This window comes from Pseudomonas sp. NBRC 111127 (assembly GCF_001320345.1).
Taxonomy (GTDB): domain Bacteria; phylum Pseudomonadota; class Gammaproteobacteria; order Pseudomonadales; family Pseudomonadaceae; genus Aquipseudomonas; species Aquipseudomonas juntendi.
Map to the genome: position 1 here is coordinate 1 of NZ_BCBD01000126.1, position 15,596 is coordinate 15,596.

The 15,596-nt window shown below is 58.0% G+C and carries 12 protein-coding genes and 1 tRNA gene; all 13 read right to left on the minus strand.

Annotated elements, in window-relative coordinates:
- Positions 1–183: GTP-binding protein (locus APH30_RS28210; RefSeq protein WP_256222094.1), on the minus strand; the 183-nt coding region annotated here is incomplete at its 3' end.
- Positions 184–210: 27 nt separating this feature from the next.
- Positions 211–2,358 (minus strand): elongation factor G, encoded by a 2,148-nt coding sequence (gene fusA / locus APH30_RS20005; protein ID WP_054913551.1) that lies wholly within the window; start codon positions 2,356–2,358, stop codon positions 211–213.
- A 30-nt stretch (positions 2,359–2,388) separates the two neighbouring features.
- Entirely contained in the window at positions 2,389–2,859 is a 471-nt protein-coding gene (gene rpsG, locus APH30_RS20010; protein ID WP_003246741.1) for a 30S ribosomal protein S7, read from the minus strand.
- Between the two features lie 106 nt (positions 2,860–2,965).
- The gene (gene rpsL, locus APH30_RS20015) at positions 2,966–3,337 is read right to left on the minus strand and encodes a 30S ribosomal protein S12 (protein WP_003255492.1); all 372 of its coding nucleotides are present in this window, start codon (positions 3,335–3,337) and stop codon (positions 2,966–2,968) included.
- A gap of 211 nt (positions 3,338–3,548) precedes the next feature.
- Positions 3,549–7,748: a DNA-directed RNA polymerase subunit beta' gene (gene rpoC, locus APH30_RS20020; protein ID WP_054913552.1), complete on the minus strand. Its 4,200-nt coding sequence runs from the start codon at positions 7,746–7,748 to the stop codon at positions 3,549–3,551.
- A 64-nt stretch (positions 7,749–7,812) separates the two neighbouring features.
- The gene (rpoB, locus tag APH30_RS20025) at positions 7,813–11,886 is read right to left on the minus strand and encodes a DNA-directed RNA polymerase subunit beta (RefSeq protein WP_009681246.1); all 4,074 of its coding nucleotides are present in this window, start codon (positions 11,884–11,886) and stop codon (positions 7,813–7,815) included.
- Positions 11,887–12,106: 220 nt separating this feature from the next.
- The gene (rplL, locus tag APH30_RS20030) at positions 12,107–12,472 is read right to left on the minus strand and encodes a 50S ribosomal protein L7/L12 (RefSeq protein WP_003255496.1); all 366 of its coding nucleotides are present in this window, start codon (positions 12,470–12,472) and stop codon (positions 12,107–12,109) included.
- 77 nt (positions 12,473–12,549) lie between these two features.
- A complete protein-coding gene (gene rplJ, locus APH30_RS20035) occupies positions 12,550–13,050 on the minus strand; it encodes a 50S ribosomal protein L10 (protein ID WP_009681245.1) in 501 nt (166 codons plus the stop codon).
- 197 nt (positions 13,051–13,247) lie between these two features.
- Positions 13,248–13,943, minus strand: coding sequence for a 50S ribosomal protein L1 (gene rplA / locus APH30_RS20040; protein ID WP_009681244.1), 696 nt, complete (start codon positions 13,941–13,943; stop codon positions 13,248–13,250).
- Positions 13,943–14,374 carry a 50S ribosomal protein L11 gene (gene rplK / locus APH30_RS20045; RefSeq protein ID WP_003255500.1) on the minus strand — a complete coding sequence of 144 codons (432 nt, stop codon included), beginning with the start codon at positions 14,372–14,374 and terminating at the stop codon, positions 13,943–13,945. Before rplK ends, rplA begins: the two co-directional genes overlap by 1 nt.
- A 119-nt stretch (positions 14,375–14,493) precedes the next feature.
- Positions 14,494–15,027: a transcription termination/antitermination protein NusG gene (gene nusG / locus APH30_RS20050; protein ID WP_003255501.1), complete on the minus strand. Its 534-nt coding sequence runs from the start codon at positions 15,025–15,027 to the stop codon at positions 14,494–14,496.
- Positions 15,028–15,036: 9 nt separating this feature from the next.
- Positions 15,037–15,405, minus strand: a complete 369-nt coding sequence (gene secE / locus APH30_RS20055) for a preprotein translocase subunit SecE (RefSeq protein ID WP_009681243.1) — start codon at positions 15,403–15,405, stop codon at positions 15,037–15,039.
- A 44-nt stretch (positions 15,406–15,449) separates the two neighbouring features.
- Positions 15,450–15,525: transfer RNA gene (locus tag APH30_RS20060), tRNA-Trp, on the minus strand.
- Positions 15,526–15,596: the final 71 nt, after the last annotated feature.

A 15,596-nucleotide genomic window follows, 5' to 3' on the forward strand; every position in this document is an offset into this window, starting at 1 on the left:
AATACCGCGCGCTTTTTCTTCCGGAGCCGAGTCGATCTTGTCGAACTCAACGACTGCCGAACCGAAAACTTCGGAGCAGACGCGAGTCAGAGCTGCGGTCAGAGTGGTCTTACCGTGGTCAACGTGGCCGATGGTGCCGACGTTAACGTGGGGAAGGGAACGATCAAATTTTTCTTTAGCCACGACAGTGAACCTCTTGCCTAAAGGGGATTAGCCTTGTTTTTTAACGAGTGCTTCGACGATGTTCGACGGAGCTTCGGCGTATTTGGAGAATTCCATGGAGTAGCTTGCGCGACCCTGAGACATGGAACGAACGTCGGTTGCGTAACCGAACATTTCTCCGAGTGGTACCTCAGCAGTGATTACCTTGCCGGACACCGAGTCTTCATTACCCTGGATCATCCCACGACGACGGCTCAGGTCACCCATCACGTCACCCAGGTAATCTTCCGGGGTTACAACTTCGACCTTCATGATCGGCTCAAGCACCACGCCACCGCCCTTCTGGGCCAGTTGCTTGGTCGCCATCGAAGCGGCGATCTTGAACGCCATTTCGTTGGAGTCGACGTCGTGGTACGAACCGTCGAACACTGTAGCCTTCAGGCCGAGCAGCGGATAGCCGGCAACAACGCCGTTTTTCATCTGCTCTTCGATACCCTTCTGGATCGGGGCGATGAATTCCTTCGGAATCACACCACCAACGACTTCGTTGGTGAAGACCAGACCTTCGGTGATGTTGCCCTTCTCGTCGACGTCTGGCTCCGAGAAACGGATCCAGCAGTGACCGAACTGACCACGACCACCCGACTGACGAACGAACTTGCCTTCGATCTCGACGTTGGACTTGGTGATCTTCTCGCGGTACGAAACCTGCGGCTTGCCGACGTTGCACTCGACGTTGAATTCGCGCTTCATGCGGTCAACGAGGATGTCCAGGTGCAGCTCACCCATACCGGAGATGATGGTCTGGCCGGTTTCTTCGTCGGTCTTGACGCGGAACGACGGGTCTTCCTGGGCCAGCTTGCCCAGTGCGATACCCATTTTCTCCTGGTCAGCCTTGGTTTTCGGCTCTACGGAGAGCGAAATTACCGGCTCAGGGAAGTCCATACGCTCAAGGATGATCGGCTTGTCGAGGTTGCACAGGGTATCACCGGTGGTGACGTCCTTCATCCCGATCAGAGCAGCGATGTCACCTGCACGTACTTCCTTGATCTCTTCACGCTGGTTGGCGTGCATCTGCACCATACGGCCAACGCGCTCTTTCTTGCCCTTGACCGAGTTGATGACCGAGTCACCAGAGGTCAGGAAGCCCGAGTAAACGCGGACGAAGGTCAGGGTGCCCACGAACGGGTCGGTAGCGATCTTGAACGCCAGAGCCGAGAACGGCTCGTTGTCGTCAGCAGGACGCTCGTCGTACTGTTCTGGCTTGACTTCATCCTTCGGCACGTCGATCAGATCAGGGTGGATACCCTTGATCGCAGGGATCTCGGTTGGCGCAGGCAGGTAGTCAATGACGGCATCGAGAACCAGGGGAACGCCCTTGTTCTTGAACGAAGAACCGCAGACAGCAGGAACGATCTCGCTCGCCAGGGTACGGGCGCGCAGACCAGCCTTGATGTCTTCGACGGACAGGTCACCTTCTTCAAGGTACTTGTTCATCAGCTCTTCGTTGGCCTCGGCAGCAGCCTCGACCATGTTGCTGCGCCATTCGTTGGCCAGGTCCACCAGCTCGGCAGGAATTTCTTCCTCGCGGTAGGTGGTGCCTTTGTCGTCGTCGTTCCAGTAGATGGCTTTCATCTTGATCAGGTCAACCTGACCCTGGAAGTCATCTTCTGCACCGATGGCCAGCTGGACCGGAACCGGGGTGTGACCCAGACGGTTCTTGATCTGACCTACAACGCGCAGGAAGTTGGCACCGGCACGGTCCATCTTGTTCACGTAGACAACACGTGGAACGCCGTACTTGTTGGCCTGACGCCATACGGTTTCGGACTGCGGCTCAACGCCGGAGGTACCGCAGAACACAACGACCGCGCCGTCGAGTACGCGCAGCGAACGCTCTACTTCAATGGTGAAGTCAACGTGGCCGGGGGTATCGATGACGTTTACGCGGTAGTTGTCGTACTGACCACGGGAACCTTTCCAGAAGGTGGTAACGGCAGCGGAGGTAATGGTGATACCGCGCTCCTGCTCCTGCACCATCCAGTCGGTGGTCGCGGCGCCGTCATGCACCTCGCCCATCTTGTGGCTCAGACCTGTGTAGAACAGGATCCGCTCGGTAGTGGTAGTCTTGCCCGCGTCAACGTGGGCACAGATACCGATGTTACGGTAGCGGTTAATTGCTGTAGTACGAGCCATAAAGCCCTCGCAAAATGATTGATGCTTGAATTAGAAGCGGTAGTGCGAGAACGCTTTGTTGGCTTCAGCCATACGGTGCACGTCTTCACGCTTTTTGACTGCAGCACCCTTGCCTTCGGCAGCATCCAGCAGTTCGCCGGCCAGACGCAGAGCCATCGACTTCTCGCCGCGCTTGCGGGCGTAGTCTACGAGCCAGCGCATTGCCAGAGCGTTACGACGGGATGGACGAACTTCAACCGGAACCTGGTAAGTAGCACCGCCTACACGGCGGGACTTGACTTCGACCAGCGGAGCGATGGCGTCGAGAGCTTTCTCGAAGATTTCCAGGGGGTCGCTGTTCTTGCGTGCTTTGACGGTATCCAGGGCACCGTAAACGATGCGCTCGGCTACGGCCTTCTTGCCGCTTTCCATCACGTGGTTCATGAACTTGGCGAGGATCTGGGATCCGTACTTCGGATCGTCAAGGATCTCACGTTTTGCTGCTACACGACGTCTTGGCATGATAAGCCCTCAAACGGTCTTCAGGTTAGCCCGGGACGCGGGTCTTCGACCCCTGCCCGACCTTACTCTTATCGACTCAAAAAAATGGATGTCTGCAAACGGCCGATTACTTCGGACGCTTGGTACCGTATTTCGAACGACCCTGGTTACGGCCTTTGACGCCCGAAGTATCCAGAGAGCCGCGAACGGTGTGGTAACGAACACCTGGCAAGTCTTTTACACGGCCGCCACGGATCAGGACGACACTGTGCTCTTGCAGGTTGTGGCCTTCACCACCGATGTACGAGGAAACCTCGAAACCGTTGGTCAGACGCACACGGCATACTTTACGCAGTGCCGAGTTAGGTTTTTTCGGCGTGGTGGTGTACACACGGGTGCACACGCCACGACGTTGCGGGCAGTTCTGCAGCGCAGGAACGTCGGACTTCTCGACCGAACGCTTACGCGGCTGACGTACCAGCTGGTTGATAGTTGCCATCTACTAGCTCCACTGATTGTCTTGCGACTCTATTGTCTTGCAAGAAAGCCAAAAATTGGCGAGACGGAGCCTCACCAAATTTAAGGGTACAAAAGTCTAAAGAGGATCTTGCACCCAGTCAAGACAAGGCCCCGGCCCTCCTCGCCCGATCATCGGCAACATTTCATGTCACCGATGCCCGTTCGAGGGTAGCCGGGGCCCCGCCCTGGACTTAGTTACCGCTGGAATTCAGCGCTTCGGTCAGTGCGGCTTCCACCTCACTGGCGCTGACACGCAACGGTTTGTCGGCATCACGGCGACGCTTGCGCTCGCTGTGGTAAGCCAGACCAGTACCGGCTGGGATCAAACGACCCACAACCACGTTCTCCTTCAGGCCGCGCAGGTAGTCGCGCTTGCCGGTTACCGCCGCTTCGGTCAGTACGCGGGTGGTTTCCTGGAAGGAAGCCGCGGAGATGAACGACTCGGTCGACAGCGAGGCCTTGGTGATACCCAGCAGCACACGGGTGAACTTGGAGATGAACTTGTCCTCGCTGGCGAGACGCTCGTTCTCTACCAGTACCTGGGTCAGTTCCATCTGGTCGCCCTTGATGAAGCTGGAATCGCCAGACTCGGAGATCTCGACCTTGCGCAGCATCTGACGCAGGATGGTCTCGATGTGCTTGTCGTTGATCTTCACGCCTTGCAGACGGTAAACGTCCTGGATCTCGTTGACGATGTACTTCGCCAGCGCGCTGACACCCAGCAGACGCAGGATGTCGTGCGGATCGCTCGGGCCGTCGGAGATAACTTCACCGCGGTTTACCTGCTCACCTTCGAACACGTTCAGGTGGCGCCACTTCGGAATCAGCTCTTCGTACGGATCGCTACCGTCGGTCGGAGTGATCACCAGGCGACGCTTGCCCTTGGTCTCTTTACCGAATGCGATGGTGCCGCTGACTTCAGCCAGAATCGAGGCTTCTTTCGGACGACGCGCTTCGAACAGGTCGGCAACGCGCGGCAGACCACCGGTGATGTCACGGGTCTTCGACGTTTCTTGCGGGATACGCGCAATAACGTCACCAACACCGATCTGGGCACCGTCAGCCACACCCACGAGGGCGTTGGCCGGCAGGAAGTACTGGGCAGGTACGTCGGTACCTGGCAGGTACAGATCCTTGCCAGCGGCATCGACCATCTTGATTGCCGGACGGATTTCCTTGCCTGCGGCAGGGCGATCCTTCACGTCCAGTACTTCAATGTTGGTCAAGCCGGTCAGTTCATCGGTCTGACGCTTGATGGTGATGTTTTCTTCCATGCCCACGAAGGTCACGGTACCTTTCAGCTCGGTAACGATCGGGTGGGTGTGCGGGTCCCACTTGGCGACGATGGCGCCAGCTTCGACCTTTTCACCTTCCTTGACCGAAATCACTGCACCGTAAGGCAGCTTGTAGCGCTCACGCTCACGGCCGAATTCGTCGGCAATGGCCAACTCACCGGAACGCGATACGGCAACCAGGTTGCCGTCGGCACGCTCGACCTGCTTCAGGTTGTGCAGACGCACCATACCGCCGTTCTTCACCTGGACGCTGTCGGCAGCCGAAGTACGGCTTGCAGCACCACCGATGTGGAACGTACGCATGGTCAGCTGGGTACCCGGCTCACCGATCGACTGTGCAGCGATAACGCCGACAGCTTCACCGATGTTCACCTGGTGACCGCGAGCCAGGTCACGACCGTAGCACTTGGCGCAGATGCCGTAGCGGGTTTCACAGTTGATCGGCGAACGCACGATCACTTCGTCGATGCTGTTCAGCTCGATGAACTCGACCCACTGCTCGTCGACCAGCGTACCGGCCGGAACGATGACGTCCTCGGTGCCTGGCTTGAACACGTCGCGGGCGATGACACGACCCAGTACACGCTCACCCAGCGGCTCTACAACGTCGCCGCCTTCGATGTGCGGAGTCATCAGCAGGCCTTGGTCGGTGCCGCAGTCGATCTCGGTAACCACCAGATCCTGGGCAACGTCTACCAGACGACGCGTCAGGTAACCCGAGTTCGCAGTCTTCAAGGCGGTATCCGCCAGACCCTTACGAGCACCGTGGGTCGAGATGAAGTACTGGAGTACGCTCAGACCTTCACGGAAGTTCGCGGTGATCGGCGTCTCGATGATCGAGCCGTCCGGCTTGGCCATCAGGCCACGCATACCAGCCAGCTGACGGATCTGTGCTGCGGAACCCCGCGCACCCGAGTCAGCCATCATGTACATCGAGTTGAAGGACTCTTGCTCGACTTCCTTGCCCTCGCGGTCGATGACCTTCTCTTTCGAGAGGTTGGCCATCATCGCCTTGGACACTTCGTCGTTCGCCTTGGACCACAAGTCGATGACCTTGTTGTACTTCTCGCCCTGGGTTACCAGGCCGGAGGCGTACTGGCTCTCGATTTCCTTCACTTCATCGGTAGCGTTACCGATGATGCGGGCTTTCTCGTCCGGGATAACGAAGTCGTTAACACCGATGGAAACACCGGAAATGGTCGAGTAGGCGAAACCGGTGTACATCAACTGGTCAGCGAAGATGACGGTCTCTTTCAGACCAACCACGCGGTAGCACTGGTTGATCAGCTTGGAGATCGCCTTTTTCTTCATCGGCTGGTTGACCACATCGTACGGCAGGCCTGCCGGTACAACCTGGAACAGCAGCGCACGGCCGACGGTGGTGTCGACGATACGGGTGTTCTTGACCACCGAACCATCACGCTCTTTCACGGTTTCGTTGATACGAACCTTGATTTTCGCGTGCAGGGCAGCTTCGCCGGCGCGGAATACGCGGTCGACTTCCTGCAGGTCGGCGAATACGCGACCTTCGCCCTTGGCATTGATCGCCTCACGGGTCATGTAGTACAGACCCAGTACAACGTCCTGCGACGGAACGATGATTGGCTCACCGTTGGCTGGCGACAGAATGTTGTTGGTCGACATCATCAGCGCGCGCGCTTCGAGCTGGGCTTCCAGCGTCAGCGGCACGTGAACGGCCATCTGGTCACCGTCGAAGTCGGCGTTGTACGCGGCGCAGACCAGCGGGTGCAGCTGGATGGCTTTACCTTCGATCAGAACCGGTTCAAAGGCCTGGATACCCAGACGGTGCAGGGTTGGCGCACGGTTGAGCAGTACGGGGTGTTCGCGGATCACCTCGGCGAGAACGTCCCATACCTCTGGCAGCTCGCGCTCGACCATCTTCTTGGCAGCCTTGATGGTGGTCGCCAGACCACGCATTTCCAGCTTGCCGAAAATGAACGGCTTGAACAGCTCGAGGGCCATCTTCTTCGGCAGACCGCACTGGTGCAGACGCAGGGTCGGGCCTACGGTAATTACCGAACGGCCGGAGTAGTCCACACGCTTACCGAGCAAGTTCTGACGGAAGCGACCTTGCTTACCTTTGATCATGTCGGCCAGGGACTTCAGCGGACGCTTGTTCGAGCCAGTGATGGCGCGACCGCGACGGCCGTTGTCCAGCAGGGCGTCGACCGCCTCCTGCAGCATGCGCTTTTCGTTGCGCACGATGATGTCCGGCGCCGACAGATCCAGCAGGCGCTTCAGACGGTTGTTACGGTTGATCACCCGACGATACAGGTCGTTCAGGTCGGAGGTCGCGAAGCGGCCACCATCCAGCGGCACCAGCGGACGCAGGTCCGGCGGCAGTACTGGCAGAACGGTCAGCACCATCCACTCAGGCAGGTTGCCCGAGCCCTGGAAAGCTTCCATCAGCTTCAGGCGCTTGGACAGCTTCTTGATCTTGGTTTCCGAGTTGGTCTGCGGAATTTCTTCGCGCAGGCGGCCGATCTCGTGCTCCAGGTCGATAGCGTGCAGCAGTTCGCGGACAGCCTCGGCACCCATGCGGGCGTCGAAGTCGTCACCGAACTCTTCCAGCGCTTCGAAGTACTGCTCGTCGTTCAGCAGCTGGCCCTTTTCCAGGGTGGTCATGCCCGGGTCGATAACGACGTAGCTCTCGAAGTAGAGCACGCGCTCGATGTCACGCAGGGTCATGTCCATCAGCAGGCCGATACGGGACGGCAGCGACTTCAGGAACCAGATGTGGGCGACCGGCGAGGCCAGCTCGATGTGCGCCATGCGCTCACGACGCACTTTGGCCAGGGCAACTTCAACGCCGCACTTCTCGCAGATTACGCCACGGTGCTTGAGGCGCTTGTACTTGCCGCACAGGCACTCGTAGTCCTTGACTGGGCCAAAGATCTTGGCGCAGAACAGGCCGTCACGCTCAGGCTTGAACGTACGGTAGTTGATGGTTTCCGGCTTCTTAACTTCACCGAACGACCACGAACGGATCATTTCAGGCGACGCCAGACCGATGCGGATGGCGTCGAACTCTTCGACTTGACCCTGGTTTTTCAGCAAATTCAGTAGGTCTTTCAAGGCCTTTCCTCCTGGCGGAGCAGGGAGCGGGCATTACCTGCCCCACTCCCCTTCGCGTCACGTGTTATTCGGTTTCCAGATCGATATCGATACCGAGGGAACGGATCTCTTTGATCAACACGTTGAAGGACTCGGGCATGCCCGGCTCCATACGGTGATCGCCATCCACGATGTTCTTGTACATCTTGGTACGGCCGTTCACGTCGTCCGACTTCACTGTGAGCATTTCTTGCAGGGTGTATGCCGCGCCGTATGCTTCCAGCGCCCACACTTCCATCTCCCCGAAACGCTGACCACCGAACTGCGCCTTACCACCCAGCGGCTGCTGGGTAACCAGGCTGTAGGAACCAGTGGAACGCGCGTGCATCTTGTCGTCCACCAAGTGGTTCAGCTTGAGCATGTACATGTAACCAACGGTCACCGGACGCTCGAACTTGTTGCCGGTACGGCCATCGAACAGCACCATCTGGCCGCTTTCTGGCAGGTCTGCCAGTTTCAGCATGGCCTTGATCTCGCGCTCCTTGGCACCATCGAAGACCGGAGTAGCCATAGGCACACCTTTCTTCAGGTTGTGCGCCAGGGCCAGGATCTCGGCGTCGGAGAACTCGTCGAGGTTTTCCTGACGACCACCGATCTCGTTGTAGACCTCGGTCAGGAATACACGCAGCTCAGCGGCTTTGCGCTGCTCTTCGAGCATGCGGTCGATCTTCTCGCCCAGGCCTTTGGCCGCAAGGCCCAGGTGGGTTTCGAGGATCTGACCAACGTTCATACGCGAAGGTACGCCCAGCGGGTTCAGTACGACGTCGACCGGAGTACCGTTGGCGTCGTGCGGCATGTCTTCAACCGGCATGATAACCGAGACAACACCTTTGTTACCGTGACGGCCGGCCATCTTGTCACCCGGCTGGATGCGACGGCGGATTGCCAGGTAAACCTTGACGATCTTCAGTACGCCTGGCGCCAGGTCATCGCCCTGCTGCAGTTTGCGCTTCTTGTCTTCGAACTTGTCGTCCAGCAGACGGCGACGGTCAACGATGTACTGCTGAGCCTTTTCCAACTGCTCGTTCAGTGCATCTTCAGCCATGCGCAGCTTGAACCACTGGCCGTGCTCCAGACCGTCCAGTACTTCGTCGGAGATCACGGTGCCTTTCTTCAGGCCCGCGCCACCGTCGACCACCTGGCCGTTCAGGGCAGAACGCAGACGCTCGAAGGTTGCGCCTTCGACGATGCGGAACTCTTCGTTGAGGTCCTTGCGGATCTCGTCCAGCTGCATCTTCTCGATGGCCAGGGCGCGGCTGTCGCGCTCCACGCCATCACGGGTGAAGACCTGTACGTCGATGACAGTACCCTTGGTGCCGGTTGGCACGCGCAGGGAAGTGTCCTTAACGTCGCTGGCTTTTTCGCCGAAGATGGCGCGCAGCAGTTTTTCTTCCGGAGTCAGCTGGGTTTCGCCTTTTGGCGTAACTTTGCCGACCAAGATGTCACCCGCGCCGACTTCCGCACCCACGTAGACGATACCGGCTTCGTCCAGCTTGTTCAGTGCGGCTTCACCCACGTTCGGGATGTCCGCAGTGATTTCCTCTGGGCCAAGCTTGGTATCACGCGCCACACAGGTCAGTTCCTGAATGTGGATCGTGGTGAAGCGGTCTTCCTGCACCACACGTTCGGACAGGCAGATGGAGTCTTCGAAGTTGAAGCCGTTCCACGCCATGAAGGCGATACGCATGTTCTGACCCAGTGCCAGCTCACCCATGTCGGTGGACGGGCCGTCGGCCATGATGTCGCTGCGCTGAACCTTGTCACCCTTGCTGACCAGCGGACGCTGGTTGATGCAGGTGTTCTGGTTGGAACGGGTGTACTTGGTCAGGTTGTAGATGTCCACACCGGCTTCACCGGTCTCGACTTCATCGTCATTGACGCGAACGACGATACGGCTGGCGTCGACCGAGTCGATCACGCCACCGCGGCGAGCAACCACGCAGACACCGGAGTCACGGGCAACGTTGCGCTCCATGCCGGTACCTACCAGCGGCTTGTCGGCACGCAGGGTCGGTACAGCCTGACGCTGCATGTTCGAACCCATCAGTGCACGGTTGGCGTCGTCGTGCTCGAGGAACGGGATCAGCGAGGCAGCGACGGAAACAACCTGCTTCGGCGACACGTCCATCAGGGTGACGTCTTCCGGCGCCTTGACGGTGAATTCGTTCAGGTGACGGACCGCTACCAGCTCATCGATCAGCTGTTTCTTGTCGTTCATCGCGGCCGAAGCCTGGGCGATGACGTGATCGGCTTCTTCAATGGCCGACAGGAACACGATGTCGTCGCTGACCACACCTTCTTTCACCACGCGGTACGGGCTTTCCAGGAAGCCGTACTGGTTGGTGCGGGCATAGGCTGCCAGGGAGTTGATCAGACCGATGTTCGGACCTTCAGGGGTCTCGATCGGGCACACACGGCCGTAGTGGGTCGGGTGCACGTCACGGACTTCAAAGCCAGCACGCTCACGGGTCAGACCGCCAGGGCCGAGTGCAGAGACGCGGCGCTTGTGGGTGATCTCGGAGAGCGGGTTGTTCTGGTCCATGAACTGGGACAGCTGGCTGGAACCGAAGAACTCTTTCACCGCCGCCGCAACCGGCTTGGCGTTGATCAGGTCTTGCGGCATCAGGCCTTCGCTTTCCGCCATCGACAGACGTTCCTTGACCGCGCGCTCTACACGCACCAGGCCAACGCGGAACTGGTTCTCGGCCATCTCGCCGACGCAACGAACGCGACGGTTACCCAGGTGGTCGATGTCGTCGACAATGCCTTTGCCGTTACGGATATCGACCAGGGTCTTCAGGACCTCGACGATATCTTCCTTGCTCAGCACGCCCGAACCCTCGATCTCGGTACGACCGATACGACGGTTGAACTTCATGCGGCCAACGGCGGACAGGTCGTAACGCTCGGCGCTGAAGAACAGGTTGTTGAACAGGGTCTCGGCGGCGTCCTTGGTCGGCGGCTCGCCTGGACGCATCATGCGGTAGATTTCGACCAGGGCTTCCAGCTGGTTGCTGGTGGTGTCGATCTTCAGCGTGTCGGAGATGAACGGACCGCAGTCGATGTCGTTGGTGTACAGGGTCTCGATACGGACAACCTGCGCCTTGGCGACCTTGATCAGCAGCTCGGTGGTCATCTCGGTGTTGCACTCGGCGAGGATCTCACCGGTAGCCGGATGCACGATAGCCTTGGCGGTGGTGCGGCCCAGGACGTATTCCATAGGAACGTCCAGCTGCTTGACGCCGGCTTTCTCGATCTGGTTGATGTGGCGCGCGGTAATACGGCGGCCTTGCTCGACGATGACTTTGCCGGTTTCGTCATGGATGTCCATGACAGCAACTTCACCACGCAGACGCTGTGGCACCAGTTCCAGGCTGAGTTTTTCGCCGGAAATGTGGAACACGTTGGTGGTGTAGAAGGTGTTCAGCACTTCTTCAGTGCTGTAGCCCAGGGCACGCAGCAGCACCGAGGCCGGCAGTTTGCGGCGACGGTCGATACGCACGAACACGCAGTCCTTCGGGTCGAACTCGAAGTCCAGCCAGGAGCCGCGGTAAGGGATGATGCGAGCGGAGTACAGCAGCTTGCCGGAGCTGTGGGTCTTGCCACGGTCGTGGTCGAAGAACACACCAGGCGAACGGTGCAGCTGGGAAACGATCACACGCTCGGTACCGTTGATTACGAAGGTACCGTTTTCAGTCATCAGGGGGATTTCACCCATGTAGACTTCTTGCTCTTTGATGTCCTTGATCGCTTTGTTCGACGATTCCTTGTCGAAGATGATCAGGCGCACCTTGACCCGCAGTGGTACCGCGAAGGTCACACCACGCAGGACACATTCCTTCACATCGAAGGCGGGTTCGCCCAGGCGATAGCCTACGTACTCCAGGGCAGCATTGCCGGAGTAGCTGATGATCGGGAATACCGATTTGAAGGCCGCGTGCAGGCCGACGTCGCGGAAGTTATCCTTGGATGCTCCCGCTTGCAGGAATTCGCGATACGAATCCAGCTGGATGGCCAGGAGGTAAGGCACATCCATGACGTCCGGCAACTTGCTAAAGTCCTTGCGGATACGTTTTTTCTCAGTGTATGAGTAAGCCATCAGCGTTCCCCAGCTTGGTCACCTGCTTGTTTGGCTTCTCCCGGCGGGAGCAGCCAGAAAATCGTGCAAACCCCTTGGTTTGCGCCACCCACATGGGTGTCTTGCAGCTTGTTATCGGGGCCGGCATGACCGGCCACCAATAACGGAAAAAGGCCGGTGGCATAAGCCACCAGCCATCAGCCTTTTGCTCAACGCTCAGGCTGGCATCGCAAGGTCGAGATTACTTCAGCTCGACTTTAGCGCCTGCTTCTTCCAGCTTCTTCTTAGCGTCTTCAGCGGCTTCTTTCGAAACGCCTTCAGCTACAACCTGAGGAGCGCCATCGACTTTCTCTTTGGCTTCTTTCAGGCCCAGACCGGTCAGCTCGCGAACGGCTTTGATCACGTTCACTTTCTTGTCGCCAGCTTCAACCAGAACAACGTTGAACTCGGTCTGCTCTTCAACAACGGCAGCAGCAGCAGCTGGGCCAGCAGCGGCAACAGCAGCGGTAACGCCGAAGGTTTCTTCCATTGCTTTGATCAGCTCAACAACTTCCAGAACGGTTTTCTGGCCGATTGCTTCGATGATTTGTTCGTTAGTCAGGGACATGACTTAAATCCTGTATTGGGGTGACAGCCTACGCAGCCATCAAATTAAACGTATGATTTTGAAAGAATTCGCACGCCTTAGGCGGCGGTAGCTTCTTTCTGGTCGCGAATGGCTGCCAGAGTACGAGCCAGCTTGCTGGTGGCGCCTTGAATAACGCTCATCAGTTTCGCAATAGCTTCGTCGCGGGTCGGCAGGGTAGCCAACACGTCGATCTGGTTCGCTGCAATGAAATTGCCGTCAAACGCAGCTGCCTTGATCTCGAACTTGTCCTGACCCTTGGCGAACTCTTTGAACAGACGAGCAGCAGCGCCCGGGTGTTCGTTGGAGAAAGCAATCAGGGTCGGGCCTTTGAACGCGTCGTTGAGGATCGAAAATTCGGTGCCTTCAACAGCGCGCTTGAGCAGGGTGTTACGTACGACACGTACATAAACGCCAGCTTCGCGGGCCTCTTTACGGAGTCCGGTCATTGCGCCTACAGTCACACCACGGGCATCAGCCACGACAGCGGACAGAGCGACTTTGGCAGCCTCGTTGACTTCAGCGACGATGGCCTTCTTGTCTTCGAGTTTAATTGCCACGGGTTTACTCCTGGTTTTTACCGTTTCATCTGGCCGAAGCCTGATGTCGTTTTGGTGTCTGATTCGGTAACGAATCGGGAGCACCATCTGCGTGGGCTGGGTTTTTAAGGCTTGCGCCGCCTACGGTCTTGGATAGCCCCCGCCAGGCAGGGACCCCAATTTTTGCTGGTGGCGCGACATGTCGCACCACCATGTTCTTACACGTTCAGCGAGCTCTGATCGATGACCAGACCTGGGCCCATGGTGGTGCTCAGGGTAACGCGCTTAACGTAGATACCTTTCGAAGAAGCTGGCTTGATACGCTTCAGGTCAGCGATCAGGGCTTCAACGTTTTCCTTCAGCTTGCCAGCTTCAAAGCCGACCTTGCCAACGGAGGTGTGGATGATACCGTTCTTGTCGGTACGGTAGCGAACCTGACCAGCCTTGGCGTTTTTCACGGCAGTGGCTACGTCTGGAGTCACGGTACCAACTTTCGGGTTAGGCATCAGGCCGCGAGGACCCAGAACCTGACCCAGCTGACCTACAACGCGCATGGCATCAGGCGATGCGATGACGACGTCATAGTTCAGGTCGCCGCCTTTCATTTCGGCAGCCAGATCGTCCATACCTACGCGGTCAGCGCCTGCAGCCAGAGCAGCTTCAGCAGCTGGGCCCTGGGTGAAAACGGCAACGCGAACGGTCTTGCCAGTGCCGTGCGGCAGCACAGTAGCGCTACGTACGACCTGGTCGGATTTACGCGGGTCAACACCGAGGTTTACGGCGATGTCGTAGGACTCGACGAACTTGGCAGCAGGCAGCGAGGCCAGCAGAGTTGCCGCTTCTTCGAAGTTGTAGGCCTTGCCTGCTTCGATTTTCTCGGCGATTGCCTTTTGGCGTTTGGTCAGCTTAGCCATTACACACCCTCCACGTTCAGGCCCATGCTGCGGGCAGAGCCAGCGATGGTGCGTACAGCAGCGTCCAGGTCAGCGGCAGTCAGGTCAGCCTGTTTGGCTTTCGCGATGTCTTCCAGCTGAGCACGGGTAACGGTACCGACTTTAACGGTGTTCGGGCGAGCCGAACCACTGGTCAGGCCAGCAGCTTTCTTCAGCAGAACCGAGGCAGGGGTGCTCTTGGTCTCGAAGGTGAAGCTACGGTCGCTGTAGACAGTGATGATCACTGGAGTCGGCAGGCCGGCTTCTTGACCCTGGGTACGGGCGTTGAAGGCCTTGCAGAATTCCATGATGTTCACACCATGTTGACCCAGTGCTGGACCAACGGGTGGGCTTGGGTTGGCCTGGCCGGCCTTAACTTGCAGCTTGATGTAAGCCTGAATCTTCTTAGCCATGAGCTACTCCAAAATCGGGTACGAACGCCTGCTGGCTCCCCGGATGACTTGCGTTTTATCCCAGTGACGACAAAACCCCGCAGCACACAGGGCTGCGGGGTATGGGATGCTTTGTCCGCCTAGACCTTTTCGACCTGGCTGAACTCGAGCTCCACCGGAGTAGAGCGACCGAAAATGAGCACTGCAACCTGCAGGCGGCTCTTTTCGTAGTTAACCTCTTCGACACTACCATTGAAGTCAGCGAACGGACCGTCAATGACACGAACCACTTCACCTGGCTCGAACAGCGTCTTCGGCTTCGGCTTGTCGCTACCATCGGCAACGCGACGCAGGATAGCCTCGGCTTCTTTATCAGTGATCGGCGCAGGCTTGTCTGCAGTGCCACCAATAAAGCCCATCACACGAGGGGTGTCCTTGACCAAGTGCCAAGTCCCTTCGTTCATCTCCATCTGGACCAGCACATAGCCAGGGAAGAATTTGCGCTCACTTTTGCGCTTCTGGCCGTTACGCATTTCGACGACTTCTTCGGTCGGAACCAAGATCTCGCCGAAACCGTCTTCCATGCCAGCCAGCTTGACGCGCTCAATCAGGGAGCGCATTACATGCTTCTCGTAACCCGAGTAAGCATGCACAACATACCAACGCTTAGCCACGGGACACCTTTAGCCAACGATCAGGGAGACCGCCCAGCCGAGCAGGGAGTCGAGCCCCCACAGCAGCAGTGCCATAACCAGCACAACAGCCACGACAATCAGCGTGGTCTGGGTGGTTTCCTGGCGGGTCGGCCACACGACTTTACGAATCTCGGCACGAGCTTCCTTCGCCAACGTAAAGAACGACTTGCCCTTCGCAGTCTGCAGAGCTACAAAGCCCGCGACAGCAGCCAGGACGAGAAGTGCGAGAACGCGATACAGGATTGGGGAGGCGGAGTAATACTGGTTACCCACTACGCCAACAACCACCAAAGCCACTACAGCCAGCCACTTGAACAGATCAAAACGCGATTCTTGGGCTTCAGTTTTGGGGGTCATCGAGGAGGATCCTGTAAGAAGAAAGCCATCACACCGAGGTGAAATGGCAGGTCAGGAGGGAATCGAACCCCCAACCTACGGTTTTGGAGACCGTCGCTCTGCCAATTGAGCTACTGACCTGTAACGCTGTATCAGGCCGGCCATTATACCGGCCTGATCAAGTAAATCAACTACTTATTCAATAATTTTTG

Bases quoted from the DNA above. Each gene is read 5' to 3' on its own strand.
- fusA (WP_054913551.1), bottom strand. From the start codon at position 2,358: ATGGCTCGTACTACAGCAATTAACCGCTACCGTAACATCGGTATCTGT.
- rpsG (WP_003246741.1), bottom strand. From the start codon at position 2,859: ATGCCAAGACGTCGTGTAGCAGCAAAACGTGAGATCCTTGACGATCCG.
- rpsL (WP_003255492.1), bottom strand. From the start codon at position 3,337: ATGGCAACTATCAACCAGCTGGTACGTCAGCCGCGTAAGCGTTCGGTC.
- rpoB (WP_009681246.1), bottom strand. From the start codon at position 11,886: ATGGCTTACTCATACACTGAGAAAAAACGTATCCGCAAGGACTTTAGC.
- rplL (WP_003255496.1), bottom strand. From the start codon at position 12,472: ATGTCCCTGACTAACGAACAAATCATCGAAGCAATCGGCCAGAAAACC.
- rplA (WP_009681244.1), bottom strand. From the start codon at position 13,943: ATGGCTAAGCTGACCAAACGCCAAAAGGCAATCGCCGAGAAAATCGAA.
- rplK (WP_003255500.1), bottom strand. From the start codon at position 14,374: ATGGCTAAGAAGATTCAGGCTTACATCAAGCTGCAAGTTAAGGCCGGC.
- secE (WP_009681243.1), bottom strand. From the start codon at position 15,405: ATGACCCCCAAAACTGAAGCCCAAGAATCGCGTTTTGATCTGTTCAAG.